The following is a 17,293-nucleotide window of genomic DNA, read 5'->3' as shown; positions in this document are numbered from 1 at the left end:
GCACCTTATGGATTTACCGGGTGATCCCTGCCGTCACTCGACCGACTCGATACGCCATTGCATACGGCTCAGCAGATTATTCTCACTGGCTTTTACAAACAGTCGATAGTCACTCAAGTACCAGTAATCTTCGGTCCAACTGACCTGCTTGGTCTTGAGCCTTGTGCAGTTGAAGTGTTTTACCGCACCAAGCAAAGCTGGATGCAGGCTGCTAGCGGGCCGTTCGGCACCAATCCGGCAGGTGACGGTGTTGGAGTGGCGGGTTGCCTCGCCAGCGGTCGAAGGGGTTCTGCTGAAAGTCCGGGTATAGCTGACCTCGGTATTGGACGGCATGCTCTGCCAGTCTCCGCTGAAACTCAGGCCGATCGGCGATGCCCCTTTGACCTCTTCCTTTCCGGTTTTGGTGTCGATCGCACGAGCAGCCAGGTCAAACAGACCAAGGAAGGTCAGGTGAATCGATGCCGGATCTACTGTGGGGTCCTGAATCTGCTGCAGGACCTGTCCAGATGCTGCGTCAACGGAGAAAAACACCTCCTGCTGCAAGCCGCTGAGATTCACTCGATTCATCACCTGCGCATCGTAGCGATAACTCAGCTTGCGCAATGTGCGCTCGGGGGCAGGTAGTTTCAGGTCCAAGATGGCCGAGATAACTGTGTCGGCAGCAACCGGAGTATCGAGCACAGGCGGCAACGGTGCACGTGATGCAGCGACCGGCAACTTGCTCAGTTCCACGACCGGCTGGCAGGCCGCCTTGAACACCCGCTGCTGATAGTCGGACGCCTCGACGAGGGGCTGCATGGCTATCTGCCGTTTGATCTGACCGCCAGCGAGCTCACCCCGTGAATCAACGTAGAACTGACTCATTTGCATCAGGGTGTTCTGCTGACAGTTCAATGCCAGACGCTCCTGGCTGCGCCCTCTCAGCATCACGCCCTCTTGTTCGACCCTGTAGCGCAAAGGATTCTGCTCGGCCCAGACATAAAGCAGGTCGCCTTCACGCTGCAGGCTATTGCGATCCAGTGCCAGCCAATCGCTGTTCTGCGTTTGCTCCAACGCACGCCAATCCGGTGATGGCCTTTGCGTACAGACATCCCGCAACTGAGCACTGTTCAGGAACTGCTGGAGTTGAGGGGCAGGCAGGCCACTATCAGCTGCCGATGGTTCAGCGAAAGCCAGCATTCCCTGCGTGGTCGGGAAATACATGCTGGCAACGCCTTGAACGCAGGAGGCCTCGAAGCGGGCATACAGTGATTGCATCTCTGGACGCATGACCACATAGGTCACCTGATCGCCCTCGCGCACAATAGAGTGCGGATTTGCAGGCAAGTCGACAGCCTTTTCGAACACCGCAAGCCCCGGGTGAACTGCCGGCGCCTTCGCTGTGGAGGTGCAACCGGCCAATGCCAGAACCGTCAGCGAAATACTCAGTGCTAAAGGGAAACGGATACCGTTGTAACGAGCGTCCATGCGCTAGATCCTTGAATAAACGAGCGAGTGCGAATTCTAAAGGCCTAAGGTGGACCGATTCGACGGCTTTGCTCTCAGTTTGAATAGAGCGCTGCAAGATGATCGAGGGCAACAGCCAATATCCGTGCCGGCAACTACACCGGTCAGGCCGATCACGTTTACGCAGGCAACAAAAAACCCGCCGAAGCGGGTTTTTTAAGACCTTCCGACATCCTGTCGTTTGCCATCCTGGCGCGGTCTGTCTTCCTTGACTCGGGACATCCAGTTCCCAGTAGGTGTGAGTAGATTAACCAGCCCACACAGGCGACGGGAGAGGACCGTTGCGCTTCGGCGTGTAAGCCTTTTGCCATAGGAACCCTGCGCGAAGACCCAAAAGGGTCGTGGCCTAGTCGCGGCTACCAGTACGAGCGTCGATAAAGGGCACGGCGCTGTTGGGCAAGACGGTACTCGGCAGCTTGCCGTCCCAGCGTTCGGCCTTGGTCAGCTCGACCAGGGCCTGGTTGGCCTTGAGGGCATCGGCACGGGCCTTGATCGCGTCAGCCTCCGCCTCACCACGCAGTCGCGTCGCTTCAGCCTCTGCGCGGGCACGGGCGAGGGAGGAGTCCGCTGCAGCCTGGGCCTGGGTCACGGCAATTTCGGCATTGACGCGCTCACGGGCCAGATCCTGCTCACGGGTCTTTACCGCCACCTCGGCCTTCATGCGCTCCTCGATGGAACGTTCGTAGGCGTCGGAGAAGTCGATGTTCTCAAGTTGCACGCTGTCGATCACCACCGGGCCGGAGATGGCATCGGTAAAGGCCTTGGCATAATCGAGCCCGAGCTGGCCACGCTCCTGCACCGCACGCACGGCGGTATAGCCGCCGAAAATGCGCTCAGCCTGAGTCCCCACCTGACGGCTGATCAGCCGCGTGACGAGCGCATCCTCACTGCCGAACTGCTTGTAGACCTGCTCGACATCGTCAGGCGATACATGCCAGGACACCGAAATCGACATGCTCGCGGTCTGCTGGTCGCGACTGTAAGCCTGCACATTCTTGTAGGTCGTGGTCTGGTTCTGTACGGAAATGATCTTGACGCTGTCGATCCACGGCACCTTGAAGCCCAACCCCGGCTCGGCAATATCGACGAAGGCCCCGTTACGCAGCACGACGCCCCGCTCCTTTTCATCAATGGTGTACCAGCTGTTCATCACGCTGATGATCAGCAGCAGGACCACCATCAACGCAAGGACAGGGCGCCACAGGGTAGAGATGCGCGTACTGAGGGCATCGGTTTCTTTCACACTTTGTTCCTTATTTAATATTTTAAAAATGGTACTTATTTATTAGTCCGCACCTGCCGTGACCGAAAATAAATTTGCCCCCTTTTCACGGGCATTACCGGAAAGAAGGGATAGATTTATTTATTAGCCCACTTCACTGGCGGCCAAAAAACAAATCCGTCCCCTTTTTGTCCCTTCTCCTTCTTTATTCGTCGACATCTTCCTCGCCGATCAACCCTTGAACGAAGCTTGAAAAATCGGGGCAAATTACCGTTTCCGATTTTTGTTGATTGCCCTCAGCACTAAGTTCGTCGTAAAAGTTATCAACGGTAAAATAGCTGATCGCCCCGCTATCCAAGTCCAAACAGAAATAATTCCCTCCCCAGTCGTTTGCAAAAGGGAGTAATCGTGCAGGTATAACCTGCTTGCTTAGCATTGACTGATAAGTTGATTGTAAACTCGACTGAGCGCTCGAAATAGGTTTAAAGACAGAAACCTCTATTGGCTCAGCGTCTGTTTCGCTGAACCAATAGGTGCGTTCTGGTATGCCTCCATTGTATTTAAGATAGTGATCTCTAAAGGAGGCAGGTAATTTTTTCCTGATCAATCTTTCCAGGTTGTCTAAATCAAGCGAACCAATGGCGGACTCAGTATTTGAGAAGATATTTTCTTCCATCATTAACTCCTGCTTATTAACATCGGCCAGCTTTTGATCTTGGTATTTTATTGGCGAGCCACCCTTTTTTCGAGGACGCCAAAATCGATTCAGATGTTTCGTACTTTACTTTAAAATGCTTTTCATATTGCGATACTGAACCTGCATGAGGGAACGTTGCCTCGTGTGCAGACGTCTTGACCAGTTGCATTGTAGTAGTACCGGTTTTCGGATTGAAGTCATCAACATGGTGCCAGGTATAACCTGCTGCCGTCTTCTTAGCGATACCAGCTTCTTTAAATGCTTGAGTAAAGTCGCGTCCCCGGCTTCCCTGCATTTTGATAACAACAATATTCTTTTGCGATCCTGTTGTAGGGAATAGATCACTACTTCCAGTGAAATCGACTCCAGTTAAAGCCCACCCCCACGGATCCACCCACCCATACGGCTCCGGCGCGTACTGGAACAGGTTTATCCCCCCCGCCAAGCCAATCGGGTCCGGGCTGATAAACCGTCCGATATCCGGATCGTAGAACCTGAAGGTGTTGTAGTGCAGCCCGGTTTCGCGGTCCAGGTACTGGCCCTGGAAGCGCAGGTTCTGCTCGTCGATAAACAGGCTTTCCTGCGTTTCGGTCAGGGTGTTGCCCCAGACCTGATAGCTGGCCTGCCAGATGCACTGGCCGTCGTCTTCGGTGACTTGCTGGGGCAGGCCGTTGGGGTCAGTGTGGTAATAGCGCAGACGCGCGTGTTCGCCCTGGCCATCGACGCGCGCCAGCGGGTCGTAGCTGGCTTCGTCGTAGAGGTAAAGGCTGTGCCGGCCGTTGCGGGTCTCGCTGAGCAGGCGCAGGCCGTCCCAGGTGAAATCGGTTTGGCCGAGCAGTGCGCCGCGAGCATCGTAGTGGCTTTTGCCGATACGCCGGCCGAGCGGGTCGTAGTGCATGACCACGCGGCTGCCGTCGTTGTTGGTGACCTCCCGCACGCGGTGTTCGGCGTCGTAGCTCAGCCGTTGCACCTGGTGACGGCCGCTGCGTTTTTCCACCAGGCGGCCAAAGGCATCGTAGCGGTAGCGCTTGTCCTGGTAGGTGAGCAGTTTGTTGTGGCGCACCCAGCCACTGCTGGCCGCGTCACCGCCGACCGGGTGGAGCAGGTTGGCGGCGGCGTCGTAGCTGTAGGTTTCCAGATTGCCGCGAATCAGGTCCTGGCTGGCGATGATGCGCCCGCTGGCATCGTAGTGCAGTTGCTGCTTTTGTTCGCGCTGGTTGCCCGGGTCACGGTCGAGACGGCCGATCAGGTTGTCGCTGGGATCAAAGGCGTAGCGCCGTTCGGCTTCGGCCGGCAATTGCACGGGCGTGTCCTGACGCCGGCGCTGACGGGCGATGAGGCGACCGCTGCGGTCGTACTGGCTACGGGTGACGAGCTGGCCCTGGGTGCGCAGCACCTCGCGGTGCAGGCGATCACGCTCGAAGCGGCTGACCAGTTGATCGTCGAGACTGAGCAGTTGCAGGTGGCCGCTGCCGTAATACAGGCGGCGGATACGGCGCTGATCGGGCAGTTGCGTTTCCAGCAGGTTGCCGAGTTCATCGTAGGCATGCTGCAGCGCGCCAGCAGCACTCTGCTCGCTGAGCAACTGGCCAAGGGCGTCGTAGGCGAAGGCCAGCGACTGCACCTGGCCGTCAGCCGCGCTGAAGTCGATGGCGGTAAGACGGTCGAGTGGGTCGTAGGCGTATTCGGTACGACCGTCATCGGTGTGCTTGGCAATCATCCGGCCCACGGTATCGCGCTCGAAGCGATGGACGATCGCTGCCGGCGGCGCCTCGGGCACGCTACCCAGGCCGGTGCCGTGCGGCGCTGGTGTGTAGGCCAGGGCGATCAGGTTGCTTTGCGCGTCGTAACGGTAATGCCGGGCGCTGTCGTCGAGGTCGTGCTGGGCACTGAGACGGTCGAGCACGTCCCAGGTGAAGCGGTAGCGCTCGTCGTTCTCGTTGCTCAATGCCTGGAGACGGCCATAGGCGTCGTATTCGAAGCCGACGCTGCGGCCCAGGGCATCGGTACGCTGACGCACCTGGCCACGCCGGTCGTAACGGTAGCGCACGGGCTTGCCGGCAGGGTCGAGGTAGGCGCTGAGCTGGCCGATGGCGTCGCGTTGAAATTCCTCGCAGCGGCCATCGGCGAGTTGCGTCTGCAACAGGCGCCCCTGGCTGTCGTAGTGGTAGCGGGTGATCTCGCCGAGGGCATCGGTGATCTGCACCAGGTTGCCGCGCTCGTCGTAGGCGAAGCGCGTGGGGTAGCCGGAGCAGTCGACCTGCTCGGTGAGCTGGCCGAGGGCGTTCCAACGCAGGGTCTTGCGCTTGCCGCTGGCGTCGGTGATCTCCACCGGCAGCCCGCTGGCGTCATAGCGGTAGCGGGTGACATGGCCCAGCGGGTCGATCTCGGCGATGCAGTTGCCGCGCTTGTCGTAGCGGTACCGCCAGGCATTGCCGGCGGCGTCGGTCTCGGCTTCCGGCAGCGACCAGTGGCCGAGCCATTGGGTGAAGTCTCGGCGCCCCAGCGGGTCGAGGGTTTCGCAGAGGTTGCCGGATTCGTCATAGGCGAATTGCCAACGCGCGCCGTCCGGTGCGACGGCGGCCAGCAACTGGCGTTCGTCGTTCCAGTCGAACAGCCAGAGCTGGCCGAGGGCGTCGCGATAGCGGGTGATCTGGTACTGATCGTTCCACTGACGTTCGCTGGTGCGGCCAAGGCCATCGGTGACCCGGGTGATCCCCGCATCCAGATCGTACTGCAGGAGGTACTCATCACCGTCGTCGGTCCAGTGCCGTGTCACCCGCCATTCACGGCCATCGGCACCCTGAAACTCGTTCCATTCGTAGAAGCAGCGCAGGCCAGTCGGGCGCTGGTGTTCGATCAGACGGCGGCCGCTGTCATAGACGAAGCGACGCAGCAACTGGCCCTTGTCGTCGCGGACCTCACTGAGATCACCCTGCGCATCATAGGCATAGGCGACCAGTACCTCGCGCCGCTCATCGGCGAACAGGCGCTCGACCCGGCCCAGGCGCTGCGGGTGGCGGGTGTCGGCGATCAGTTCGATGCACAGCTGGTTATGACCATCGCGCACAGCACGCAGCCGGCCAGCGGCGTCATATTCCAGCAGCAGGCGGTTGTCGTTGCGATCACCCAGCTTGCTCAGGCGTAGCCGCTGCGGCGCTTCGGGCAAGGGTTCGAACAGGCGGTAGAGGCCATCGACACTTTCCACCAGCAGCGCGCCGCTTTCATCGCGGCGGAAGTTCAGGCCTTCGCCCGGGCTGTAGCAGGCATCGCCCGGCGGCAGGCTGCCAATTTCGACAGGACGGCCCTGCTCGTCGATATAGGTCAGCACTTCGCCACCCTCCGGGTGGGCGCGTACCTGCACGGCGATCTCGAACGGCAGACTCCAGCCAGCCCCCAGCAGGCCGTCACGGCGCTCGTCGCGACTGCTGTAGAAGCGCTGCCACTCGATGGGCATCAGCCCTGGCAGGACGAAGTCGAGGTCGTCGTCTTCGCCGAGCACCTTGGCCCCGGTGCTGGCGTGCACCGGGTTGGGTGCACCGCTGCTGGCAGAGCCGAGGGCGTTGGCGATGGAGTTGGTGGCATAAGCGGTCGCGCCGCCCATGGCCATGTTGCCGGCGAAACCGGCGATCAGGCAGGGCAGCTTGCTGCAAAGCTTGCGCGGGTTGCCACGCAGCGCCATGAGCACAGTCAGGGCCAGGCCGATGCCGGGGGTCTTGCCGCTGCGAATCGGCTGCACCACCACGGCGTCACCACCGATGCGCACGTTCGGCGAGATATTGCCGCTTTCCACCACCGTGGCCTCGCAGGTGCTGCGATCGCCGCTGCGCACTGCCGGTTGGCCTTCGATGCTGACCTTGATCGAGCCTTCGGCGAGCAATTGCACGGGCATCGGCGGGTGTTTCTTGCACTCGATGGCATCCAGCGGGCAGGGGATGACGCCAGGTGCCGGCTGGGCAACCGTCGGCTGCCACATCTCGCTGAAGAAGCTCTTGGCCATGTCGAGGAAGCTGGGCTCCGGCTCCTCGGCGGGCGGCGCCTGCTCCAGCTCGGTACCGGACGGCGCAGCGGCGCTGCCCAACTTGCCAGCGGCGCGCGCTGAAGGCAGGCCATTGGTTTTGGTCTTGTTGGCGCCGGTGACGATCTTGGCCTGGACATTGGGCGGGGAGATGGCGTTGCCCAGGCCTTCACAGAAGGTCGTGAGCCCCTTGTCCCAGCCGGTTTTGTTCATGCCGACCCCCACGGCGATACCGACTACTGCGGCGAGGGCAAATCCACCGACGCCGAAGGTGAGGACGGTCAGGCCGGTGGCGGCGACCACCGCGGCACAGGCCACGGCGGTGATGGCGGCATAGGCGGCCACTTCCAGCACGCCACCGACGATGTCGGCAAGCAATGTGGTGTGCAGCAGATCATCGCCGAGCCGGGCAGCCCAGAGCGCATCAGACATCGCAGGTCATCCGTTGAGGCTGAGGCTGTGCTTGATCTGCGCCCAGTGCGCGGCATCGGCATCATTGAGCGGCGTCGGCTTGACATAGCTGAGGGCGAGCAAGCGGCGCCCATCGGCCAGCAGTACGCCGAGCTGGAACTGGTAAACCTGCTCCGGCCCCTTGCTGAACTGGCTGCGCAGTTCGACGCCGATAATGGCCTGGGCCGGGCCGACCTGGACATCTCGCAGGGCGCTGGAGCGCAGGTCCTTGACCTGCTTCGCCAGCTTGGCGACCTGAGCTTCGAAGTGGCTGCGCAAGGTTTCGCCATCGCCGATGGCGCCACGGGTAATCACCAGCGAGGTGCCGAGATCGTTGAGGCGCAGGATGTTGATGCTGCTGTCCTGCAGGTCCTTGCCGGGCAGTTGCAGGCTCAGCTCCTGGGTGGTGTAGCTCATCACGAGTTTCCTTTCTCTTGCCCGAACATGGATTTGACGGCAGCGTCGATGCTGCCCTGGTCACCCTGACCATCGGGCGTGGCGCCAGGGCCGCCACCGATGTTCAGGTTGAGCACGCCGCCCGTATTGAATTCGGCGTCGCCGCTGGCGTGGAAGTTGATCGCCACGCCGCTGAGGTTGATCTGGCCGCTGGCATTGAGTTCGAGAATGCTCTTGCCGCAGACCAGACGCAGGTTCTGGCCGACTTCTATCAGGTAGCTCTGGCTGATGCTGTCACTCTTGGTGGTACCAACTATCAGCGTGTCCTGCAGCTGAACCGCACGCACACGGTTGCTGCCGATGGTCACGGTCTCGTTCATACCGATACTCTTGACCCGGTTGTTGCCCACCGAGTGGGTTTCATCTACCTCGACGACGATGTCCTGATTGCGCTCGGCGTGGATGTACAGCTGCTCGGCGCCCTTCTTGTCCTCCATGCGGATTTCGTTGAAGTTGGCTGGCGTGCCGCCCTTGCTGGAGCGGCTCTTGATGCCGCTCTGGGTGGCGTTGGCAGGCAGGTCGTAGGGCACGGTCTGCTCGGCGTTGTAGACGCGGCCGGTGATGATCGGCTGGTCAGGGTCGCCTTCGAGGAAGCTGACGATGACTTCCTGGCCGATACGCGGAATCTGGATATGACCCCAGTTCTTGCCGGCCCAGGATTGCGAGACGCGGATCCAGCAGGAGCTGTTTTCGTTGGACTGGTCGTGACGATCCCAGTGGAAGTGCACCTTGACCCGGCCGTACTGGTCGGTCCAGATCTCCTCACCGGCGGGGCCTACCACCACAGCGGTCTGCGGCCCCTGGACCATGGGCTTGGGTGTGCCGCACAGTGGGCGGAAGGTCTGCTGCGCGTCGGTGCAGGTGAGCTGACAGGTGAACTGGCCGCCGCCGCCATCGCCACTCTCCAGCGATTCCTGAGCGACGTGATAACGGGCGCCGACCACCAGGTACTCGCGGTTCTGATCGGCGCGGCCAAAACCGGTGAGGCTGAACAGGTTGCCCGACGCGATACCGCGCACGCTGCCGCTGACCTCGATGCGCTCGTGCAGGCTCTGCAGCGCCTCGATACGGTTGCGCGCGTACTGCTCGCCATCGCTGCTCTGCACGTAGGTACCCGGATAGTCGTACAGCGGGTAGTCGCCGGCACTGTGCGGGCGAGGCATGACCGAGCGCACGTCGATGCGCGCGCTGGGACGCTGGAAGTCGTAGTCGTTGAGTTCCATCGAGCCCGGCTGCACGTGCTGGGCCAGGTACCAGTCATTGAAGTGATCGCGCTCGCGGTGCTGCCCGTCGGGCGGGTAGTAGGGCACGCTGGCATAGCCGGGCGCCGGCTGGTGCGCACCGTAGGCATCGGCGAGTACCAGCACATGGCGGTCGGCCTCGTGGCGGAAGTAGTAGTAGATGCCTTCCTTTTCCATCAGCCGGCTGACGAAATCGAAGCTGGTCTCACGGTACTGCACGCAGTACTCCCACTCGCGGTAGGGGCGGCTGAGTGCGTCTTCGAAGTCGGAAAAGCCGAGGTCGCGGAACACCTGCTTGATGATCTGCGGCACGCTCATGTGCTGGAAGATGCGGCAGTCGGACGTGCGGCTGAGCAGCCACAGCCAGGGCCGCAGGGTGACCCGGTAAGCCGCGAACTGGCCACGGTCTACGGTCTGCCCGCAGGCGGCGACGATGCCATGAAAATGGCGGTCGCCACCGCCATGCTGCTGCACCGAGAGCGACAGCGGCTTGCCAAGCAATTGGTTGAGATCGAGGCTGGCGTCGTGGGACACCAATTGCATCTCGTACTCGAACAGCCGGCCCAGTTCGTCGCTGCCGTGCATCGAGCGCAACAGCAGAACGTCCGGCCCGAGCGGGCTGGTGATGCGGGCAAAACGGGAAGATTGGGCGAAGAACATAGGTCGGGGTTCCGGCCTGCCATGGTGCGGGCCGGCGCTAGCCGACCCGCACTCGGGCTCAGGCGTTGTCGGCGAAGCTGTAGTTCAAGTCGTTGTCGACCACGCTGATGCGCACGCCGGCCAGCGGCTTGCCTTCCATCATGCGGGTGAGGAACTCACGGCTCATGTCCGGCAGCATGCCGTTGGTGAGAATGGCGTCGATCTGCCGGCCGCCGCTCTCGCTCTCGGTGCAGCGCGAGACCACCAGGTCGATAACCGCTTCGTCGTAATCGAACGGCACCTTGTGGGTGCTTTCGATGCGCTTCTTGATGCGCCCCAGCTGCAGGCGGGTGATGGCCTTGAGCATGGCATCGCTGAGCGGGTAGTAGGGAATGGTCACCAGGCGGCCGAGCAGCGCCGGCGGGAAGATTTCCAGCAACGGCTGACGCAGGTCGCGGGCGATGCTTTCCGGGTCAGGCACGTTGTCCGGGTTCTGGCACAGTTGCGCCACGCGTTCGGTGCCGGCGTTGGTGGTGAGCAGGATCAGGGTGTTCTTGAAGTCGATCAGGCGGCCTTCGCCGTCTTCCATCACGCCCTTGTCGAACACCTGGAAGAAGATCTCGTGCACGTCGGGGTGAGCCTTCTCCACCTCGTCGAGCAGCACCACGCTGTATGGCCGGCGACGCACCGCCTCGGTCAGCACGCCGCCTTCGCCATAACCGACATAGCCGGGCGGCGCGCCCTTGAGGGTGGAGACGGTGTGCGCTTCCTGGAATTCGCTCATGTTGATGGTGATCAGGTTCTGCTCACCGCCATACAGCGCTTCGGCCAGCGCCAGCGCGGTCTCGGTCTTGCCGACGCCGGAAGTGCCGGCGAGCATGAACACGCCGATCGGCTTGCTGGGGTTGTCGAGGCCGGCGCGCGAGGTCTGGATGCGCTTGGCAATCATCTTCAGCGCGTGGTCCTGGCCGATGATGCGCTTGGCCAGCAGGCTGTCGAGGTTGAGCACGGTCTCGACCTCGTTGCGCGCCATGCGCCCGACCGGAATGCCGGTCCAGTCAGCCACCACCGAGGCCACCGCCTGGTAATCGACGGTCGGCAGAATCAGCGGGTTCTCACCCTGCAACTGGCTCAGGCGCTGTTGCAGCTCGACCAGCTGGGCACGCAGAGCCTGATGATCGCTGGCGCTGTCTTGGTCAACCACGCCAGCACTTTCACGCAGGCTGGCGCGGGTAGCCAGCAGTTCGTCGACCAGCTGCTTCTCTTCGGCCCAGCGGCTTTCCAGCTCGGTCAGACGCTCGCGCTCGGCGGCCAGCAGGCTCTCGCTGTTGGCCTGGCGCAGGCTGACGTCGATGCCGATGGCGTGCTCACGGGCGATGATCTGCAGTTCGGTTTCCAGCGATTCGATACGCCGGCGGCTGTCGTCCACCTCGGCCGGCACGGCGTGCAGGCTGATGGCCACGCGGGCACAGGCGGTGTCGAGCAGACTGACCGACTTGTCCGGCAGCTGGCGCGCCGGGATGTAGCGGTGCGACAGCTTGACCGCAGCGTCCAGGGCTTCGTCGAGAATCTGCACCTGATGGTGCTTCTCCATGGTCGAAGCCACGCCGCGCATCATCAGCAGCGCCTTGTCCTCGGAGGGCTCGGGCACCTGCACCACCTGGAAACGACGGGTCAGCGCCGGGTCCTTCTCGATGTGCTTCTTGTACTCGGCCCAGGTGGTGGCGGCCACGGTGCGCAAGCTGCCGCGCGCCAGCGCCGGCTTGAGCAGGTTGGCTGCGTCGCCGGTGCCGGCCGCGCCACCGGCGCCGACCAGCGTGTGGGCTTCGTCGATGAACAGGATGATCGGCTTGGGCGACGCCTGCACGTCTTCGATGACCTGGCGCAGACGCTGCTCGAACTCGCCCTTCATGCTGGCACCGGCCTGCAGCAGGCCGACATCCAGGCTGCGCAGCTCCACATCCTTGAGCGACGGCGGCACATCACCGGCGGCGATGCGCAGGGCGAAGCCCTCGACCACCGCCGTCTTGCCGACGCCCGCCTCGCCGGTGAGGATCGGGTTGTTCTGCCGGCGCCGCATGAGGATGTCGACCAGCTGACGGATTTCCTCGTCGCGGCCGACGATGGGGTCGAGTTCGCCCTTGCGCGCCTGCTCGGTGAGGTCGATGGTGAAGCGCTTGAGCGCCTCCTGCTTGCCCATCGCCGCCGGCGCCATGGCGCCACTGGCCTCGCCCGGTGCGGCAGCGGCGAAACCGTCGCTGGCAGCCAGGTTGTTCTCCGGCGAATCGCCGACGTACTCATCGAAACGCTCGCTGAGGGTCTCCACCTTGATCTTGTCGAACTCGCTCGACAGGCCCAGCAACACCTGACGCAGACTCGGCGTCTTGAGGATGCCGATAACCAGGTAGCCGGTGCGCACCTGGTGCTCGCCGAACATCAGGCTGCCGTACACCCAACCGCGCTCCACCGCTTCTTCGACATGCGAGGACAGGTCGGTGATCGAGGTCGAGCCGCGCGGCAGGCGGTCGAGGGCGTCGGTCAGGTCACGCGCCAGACGCGCCGGCTCGAGGCTGAACTGACGGATGATGCGATGCAGGTCGGAGTCCTGCAGCTGCAGGAGCTGATGGAACCAGTGCGCCAGTTCGACGTAGGGGTTGCCGCGCAGCTTGCAGAATACGGTGGCGGCCTCGATGGCCTTGTAACCAACGCTGTTGAGCTTGCCGAATAACGCGGTACGGCTGATTTCACCCATGTGGAAGTCTCCTTGATTGATCCGCCGGCGAAGTCGCTACGGCGTGATGGCGGGCCAGCACCAGATCCCTGGCGTCGTGCTGTGGCTGGCCAAGCCAGGTGGTGTAGCCCAGGCGAGCCTGGCCGTTGAGGTGCAGCGCGGGGACTTCCTCGCGCTGCAGGATCAGATTCAGTTGCCAGTCGAGTTCATCGCCCATGTATTCAGCGACCCAGGCCACCAGCGCGGCGAAGGACTCGCCTTCGGGCAGCATGGCGTTGTACTGCTCGAGCGTCAGCGGGCCGAAGCAGATGCGGAAGCTGTGCTGACGGTCCCAGACCTGGCTGCCCAGGCAGAAGTCCACGCCCAGCTGACTGGACTCGATGCCCAGGCGTGTACGCTCGGGCAGGCTCAACCAGCTGCCGGCGTACTCTTCGATCTGCACCGGCACGCCGAAATAGTCAGAGAGGATGGCCTTCAAGCCATCGGGGTAACGGGTCTGTGCAGCCAGATGACCGCTGAAGTGCAGCTTCGCCGTATCGTCCAGCAGGCCCTGCTGGCGCAGGCTGGGCATGCCGCGACCGCTGAAGGCAGCGAGGCGCGCCGACCAGTAGTCGTCATCCGGGCGGTCATGGCTGACGGTCGGCCGGGCTTCGGCCCAGGCACGATAGAACAGGCTCAGCAGACGATGATGGAACAGGTCGAGGAAGTGCTTGCTGGTGCTGTCGGCGTGGTTGCGCTGACGCTCGCGCACATACTCGGTCAGGTGCAGCGGCAGCGGCCCGTTGGGCCCGCCAAGGCCGAAGAAGTACTGCTCCAGACGTGCCGGACGCTCATCGCCGGTGGGCGTCACGGCAGCCAGCGTGGCCGGGGCGAAAGTGCCTTCCTGACGTTGCCCGAGGCGCAGCGGATCGTCCGCCAGGCGCCGGGAACGACCCAGGCGCGGCAAGTGCGGATGCTCGTTCTCGATACGTCGCAGGGCCTGGAAGAAGTCGTACTCCCAGGGCTGCGCCTGCATCTGTGCAAGCGTATCTAGAGGTTCGGACGACGGCCGGGCCGGGCTTTCCATCGCATGATCTCGCCGCGCTCGGTGCTGCGCAGCACCGTCTCGGTAAAGCTGTTGAGGGATACGTAGCGCGCCAGGAAACGCTCGAACACAGCGCCGAGGAGAAACACCCCGGTACCGCGAAAGGCGTTCTCGTCGAACTCCAGGGTGATTTCCAGGCCACGACCGAAAACGATCGGGCCCGGCATCGGCAGGCGCCGCGTACAGGGTTTGGCGCTGACCTCGCGCAGGCCTTCGATCTGCAGCTGCAGGGCCGGATTCTGCACATCGCCATACAGCCGCAGCATTTCGCGCAGCGCGGCGGCGCCCTGGCCCTGCTCGGCCAGTGACAGATAATTCAGCGACAGCTGGCTGATCAGCCGCCAGGCCTGGTTGTCGTGTGCCGCGCTGGCACGCGGCCGACTCGGCCCGGCGACGCAGCGCACGCTCTGCACCGGGGCACTGTCGGCCAGGGTGAAGTCGCTCTTGCCGCTGCCGACCGTCATGAACAACGGCAGGTCGCGGTTGGTACACAGGGCGCTGAGGCCCAGCTGGCGCAGGTCATGGCGATACGGCGCCTGCTGGCTGTCGACCAGGCTGATGAAGGTTTCGCTGCCCACGTAGCTGGAGCGCGTGCCGTTGCGGCGCTGCCCGGCCGAGAGCACGCGTGGCTCGCGACGCACGATGTAGTACGCCTGGTCGCGCCCATAACGCGCGGGGTCGCGCACGGCATAGAAAGGCAGGAAGGTCTGCTCCGGGCCACTGCCATGGCCGGCGACGCCGCGCAGCGAATGGATCTCGAAGTCCATCGGGCGCGTACGGTCGGCGATGGCATGGTGCTCGTGCACCTTGTCGCTCAGGTGGATGCGATCCAGGCGCCGCGGGAACAGGTTGATCGCCGGGGTGCAGAACGGCAGGAACTGGCTGGCATCGACCTGGTTCTGCAGATGGCTGTCGAGACGGTCGAACAGCACGATCAGCTCCAGCTCGTTGCCGCTGCACTGGCGTACGGCGCGGCGCAGACCGCAAAAATCGACGAACAGGAAACGCTGCGGCAGGGCGAAATATTCCTGCAACAGGCGATAGCCCTGGAAGGCCTGCGGCACTACCGGCAGGGCTGCCTCGGCATCATCGAAGCCGCACGGACGAAGGGCGTCGGCCGGTAACCGTTCGACCCAGTCGCGCCCTGGCTGGCGGGCAAACACGGTAAGGCGGTTGCCCAGCAGCTGCTCATAGAGGCGAAACGGCAGTTCGTCGAGGCCGTTGAGGTACAGCGGCAGGTTATCCAGATCCAGACTGGCGAAGGGGATTTCGGCGCCGCTACGCAAGGTGATGCGCAGTGCGGCCTTGGCGCGCGGCTCGCTGGCGGCGAGACGGCCGAGCGCTGCGGCGGGGTTGCTGATGTACTCGGCGTCGGCCACCTGCAGCGGCCACAGGGTCACCGGATGGGCCGTGCGGTACTCGCAGGGGGTCTGGCTGTCCTTGCCGAGGGTGGCGCGCAGCACGCTGTCGCGCGGCAGGTTGAAACTGCCGTTGAGCGCGCCGTCATTGGCGTCGGTGTGCAGCTGCACGACCGTCATCGAGGGCGTCGGCGCCAGGTAATGCGGGTAGGCAATTTCCAGCAGGTTGTGGGTGAACACCGGATACTCGGCGTCGAGCTTGAGCTGCACACGTGCGGTCAGCCAGGCGAAACCTTCCAGCAGCCGCTCGACATAGGGGTCGGTGCATTCCAGGCCGGACAGGCTCAGGCGGCTGGCGATCTTCGGATACTCGCGAGCGAACTCGGCTGCACCGTCGCGAATGTGTTGCAGCTCCTGGTTGTACAGCTCCAGCAAACGGGGGTTCATGAGCGTCTCCGCTGCTCGGCAGGCAGCACCTGCACATGGCCGGACTCCAGGTCCAGCTCGGTGCGCAGCAGCAAGGGCAGGGGCGCCGGCTGCCCCCAGAGGTCGCCCTGAATCTCGAAACTCAGCGCGTTGTGGTTCATCTGTTCATGGCCGACGTGCGCCCGCACCCGCACGCTGTGAGCCAGGATGCGCGGCTCGAAGGTGATGATGGCGCGCTGGATCAGGCTCTCCAGGGCGGCGATATCGATGCCGGAAACGCTGCTGCCGGCCAGTGCCGGCAGGCCGTAGTTGATCACCGAGGTACCCGCTGGCGTGTGCCGGGTGGTGTCGGCGTCGAGCAGGGCGATGGTGTTGAACAGCCAGGTCAGATCGCGCAGCACCGAGGCCTTGAGCTGGTTCAGCGAGAGCACGCGGCGGTCCGCGCTTTCCTGCGGATTGCTCGGTTCGTCATCGGTCAGGCGGTCAAGCAGCGATGGCTGCAGGCGCTCGCGCGGGGTCATGGTTACCAATCGAACATCCCGACGAAGGCTTTCTGATCCCATTGGCTCGGGCCGCAGGCGGCGATGCGGCTGACCGGAGCAGCCTCCAACTGGTCATGGTGCAGGCGCAACGCTTGCAGATCGGTCAGGCAACTGCGGCTCGGCGCTGGCTGCGGCTCGCTGCGCTCGACCATGATGATCGGTGTCTGGCGGAAGTACTCGACCCGCAACTGCTGCTGGGGTGTTTCACTGAAGCGGCAGGGCCACTGCATGTCCAGAGCCAGCGGCGCAGCATCCGCCAGCGTCAGCGCGCAGCGCCCCTGAACATCGCTGAGCCGCACGGTCTGGCCCGCGAATTCGGCCTGCGTGATGCCGACAGAGGGATTCGCGCTCTGCTCGGCACAGGCGCCGAGACTGAACAGCATGGTCGCCAGCAATGAGTTACGCAGCATGGCGCGCATCAGCTCAGCTCCCAGAACCAGACAGCCTTGGCCCGATGGAAATAATCACCGGTCAATGTCAGCCCACGGTTCCACAGGTCGATATGGTCTCCGCTGGGGCGGCCATCCGGATCTGTGGGCTGGTAATAGAAATCCTTGTAGAAAATGATCCCGGTCTTGCCGGTCAGGCTGGTTCGGTCGGCCGCGCTGTTGCTGTAGATCTTTGGAGCACCCAGCTGACGCTTCTTCCATAACCAGTTGGCCAGTGATTCGGCCCCCCGGGCATGGCCGTGGGCGCAGCGTGGTTCGCTGTAGGTCGAGGAGTTGATCTGCAGCGTACGCTCGTTGTTCAGCGCGAGACTCAGGCGAATGGCGCACTGGTTGGCCCAGTTGCCGTCGCAGGGCTTGCGGTCCGGATGTTCGACCAACAGGTTCTCGTAGGCTTTCCAGAGATTGATGAACGAAGGCTTGGGCATGGCAAGGTCTCTTTGCGCAACGGTCTCAGCGTGGCAACCGCCTGCGGCT

General features: G+C 63.0%; 12 protein-coding genes. All 12 read right to left on the bottom strand.

The features are described from left to right. Positions 1 to 33: 33 nt before the first annotated feature. Positions 34 to 1,467, bottom strand: a complete 1,434-nt coding sequence (locus PCLY_RS08465) for a hypothetical protein (RefSeq protein WP_061238844.1) — start codon at positions 1,465 to 1,467, stop codon at positions 34 to 36. A 385-nt stretch (positions 1,468 to 1,852) separates the two neighbouring features. Further along, positions 1,853 to 2,686, bottom strand: coding sequence for a prohibitin family protein (locus PCLY_RS08460; protein ID WP_061238999.1), 834 nt, complete (start codon positions 2,684 to 2,686; stop codon positions 1,853 to 1,855). 247 nt (positions 2,687 to 2,933) lie between these two features. Then, positions 2,934 to 3,404: an SMI1/KNR4 family protein gene (locus PCLY_RS08455; RefSeq protein WP_061238843.1), complete on the bottom strand. Its 471-nt coding sequence runs from the start codon at positions 3,402 to 3,404 to the stop codon at positions 2,934 to 2,936. Between the two features lie 16 nt (positions 3,405 to 3,420). After that, complete coding sequence (locus PCLY_RS08450) at positions 3,421 to 7,875, bottom strand: RHS repeat-associated core domain-containing protein (protein ID WP_061238842.1); 4,455 nt, start codon at positions 7,873 to 7,875, stop codon at positions 3,421 to 3,423. 6 nt (positions 7,876 to 7,881) lie between these two features. Next, positions 7,882 to 8,310: a DcrB-related protein gene (locus tag PCLY_RS08445; RefSeq protein WP_061238841.1), complete on the bottom strand. Its 429-nt coding sequence runs from the start codon at positions 8,308 to 8,310 to the stop codon at positions 7,882 to 7,884. Continuing rightward, positions 8,310 to 10,250 (bottom strand): type VI secretion system Vgr family protein, encoded by a 1,941-nt coding sequence (locus tag PCLY_RS08440; protein WP_061238840.1) that lies wholly within the window; start codon positions 10,248 to 10,250, stop codon positions 8,310 to 8,312. Before PCLY_RS08440 ends, PCLY_RS08445 begins: the two co-directional genes overlap by 1 nt. Before the next feature lie 58 nt (positions 10,251 to 10,308). Then, positions 10,309 to 12,981: a type VI secretion system ATPase TssH gene (gene tssH / locus PCLY_RS08435; RefSeq protein ID WP_061238839.1), complete on the bottom strand. Its 2,673-nt coding sequence runs from the start codon at positions 12,979 to 12,981 to the stop codon at positions 10,309 to 10,311. Beyond that, positions 12,974 to 14,026 (bottom strand): type VI secretion system baseplate subunit TssG, encoded by a 1,053-nt coding sequence (gene tssG, locus PCLY_RS08430; protein WP_061238838.1) that lies wholly within the window; start codon positions 14,024 to 14,026, stop codon positions 12,974 to 12,976. Before tssG ends, tssH begins: the two co-directional genes overlap by 8 nt. After that, on the bottom strand, positions 13,990 to 15,849 hold the full coding sequence (tssF, locus tag PCLY_RS08425; RefSeq protein ID WP_061238837.1) for a type VI secretion system baseplate subunit TssF: 1,860 nt from the start codon (positions 15,847 to 15,849) through the stop codon (positions 13,990 to 13,992). The genes tssG and tssF overlap by 37 nt, the downstream gene beginning before the upstream one ends. Next, positions 15,846 to 16,349, bottom strand: coding sequence for a type VI secretion system baseplate subunit TssE (gene tssE, locus PCLY_RS08420; RefSeq protein WP_082768043.1), 504 nt, complete (start codon positions 16,347 to 16,349; stop codon positions 15,846 to 15,848). The genes tssF and tssE overlap by 4 nt, the downstream gene beginning before the upstream one ends. 2 nt (positions 16,350 to 16,351) lie before the next feature. After that, positions 16,352 to 16,789 carry a hypothetical protein gene (locus PCLY_RS08415; RefSeq protein WP_061238835.1) on the bottom strand — a complete coding sequence of 146 codons (438 nt, stop codon included), beginning with the start codon at positions 16,787 to 16,789 and terminating at the stop codon, positions 16,352 to 16,354. Continuing rightward, a complete protein-coding gene (locus tag PCLY_RS08410) occupies positions 16,789 to 17,244 on the bottom strand; it encodes a type VI secretion system amidase effector protein Tae4 (protein ID WP_061238834.1) in 456 nt (151 codons plus the stop codon). The genes PCLY_RS08415 and PCLY_RS08410 overlap by 1 nt, the downstream gene beginning before the upstream one ends. Positions 17,245 to 17,293 lie beyond the last annotated feature (49 nt).

The sequence above is a fragment of the Ectopseudomonas composti genome (genome assembly GCF_001567565.1).
GTDB lineage: Bacteria > Pseudomonadota > Gammaproteobacteria > Pseudomonadales > Pseudomonadaceae > Aquipseudomonas > Aquipseudomonas composti_A.
This window is presented reverse-complemented; position numbering and strand designations above follow the sequence as displayed.

Excerpts from the sequence above, each read along its gene's own strand:
- PCLY_RS08415 (WP_061238835.1), bottom strand. The coding sequence starts at position 16,789 with ATGCGCGCCATGCTGCGTAACTCATTGCTGGCGACCATGCTGTTCAGT.
- PCLY_RS08440 (WP_061238840.1), bottom strand. The coding sequence starts at position 10,250 with ATGTTCTTCGCCCAATCTTCCCGTTTTGCCCGCATCACCAGCCCGCTC.
- PCLY_RS08460 (WP_061238999.1), bottom strand. The coding sequence starts at position 2,686 with ATGGTGGTCCTGCTGCTGATCATCAGCGTGATGAACAGCTGGTACACC.
- tssF (WP_061238837.1), bottom strand. The coding sequence starts at position 15,849 with ATGAACCCCCGTTTGCTGGAGCTGTACAACCAGGAGCTGCAACACATT.
- tssH (WP_061238839.1), bottom strand. The coding sequence starts at position 12,981 with ATGGGTGAAATCAGCCGTACCGCGTTATTCGGCAAGCTCAACAGCGTT.
- PCLY_RS08410 (WP_061238834.1), bottom strand. The coding sequence starts at position 17,244 with ATGCCCAAGCCTTCGTTCATCAATCTCTGGAAAGCCTACGAGAACCTG.
- PCLY_RS08450 (WP_061238842.1), bottom strand. The coding sequence starts at position 7,875 with ATGTCTGATGCGCTCTGGGCTGCCCGGCTCGGCGATGATCTGCTGCAC.
- PCLY_RS08445 (WP_061238841.1), bottom strand. The coding sequence starts at position 8,310 with ATGAGCTACACCACCCAGGAGCTGAGCCTGCAACTGCCCGGCAAGGAC.
- PCLY_RS08465 (WP_061238844.1), bottom strand. The coding sequence starts at position 1,467 with ATGGACGCTCGTTACAACGGTATCCGTTTCCCTTTAGCACTGAGTATT.
- tssE (WP_082768043.1), bottom strand. The coding sequence starts at position 16,349 with ATGACCCCGCGCGAGCGCCTGCAGCCATCGCTGCTTGACCGCCTGACC.
- tssG (WP_061238838.1), bottom strand. The coding sequence starts at position 14,026 with ATGGAAAGCCCGGCCCGGCCGTCGTCCGAACCTCTAGATACGCTTGCA.
- PCLY_RS08455 (WP_061238843.1), bottom strand. The coding sequence starts at position 3,404 with ATGGAAGAAAATATCTTCTCAAATACTGAGTCCGCCATTGGTTCGCTT.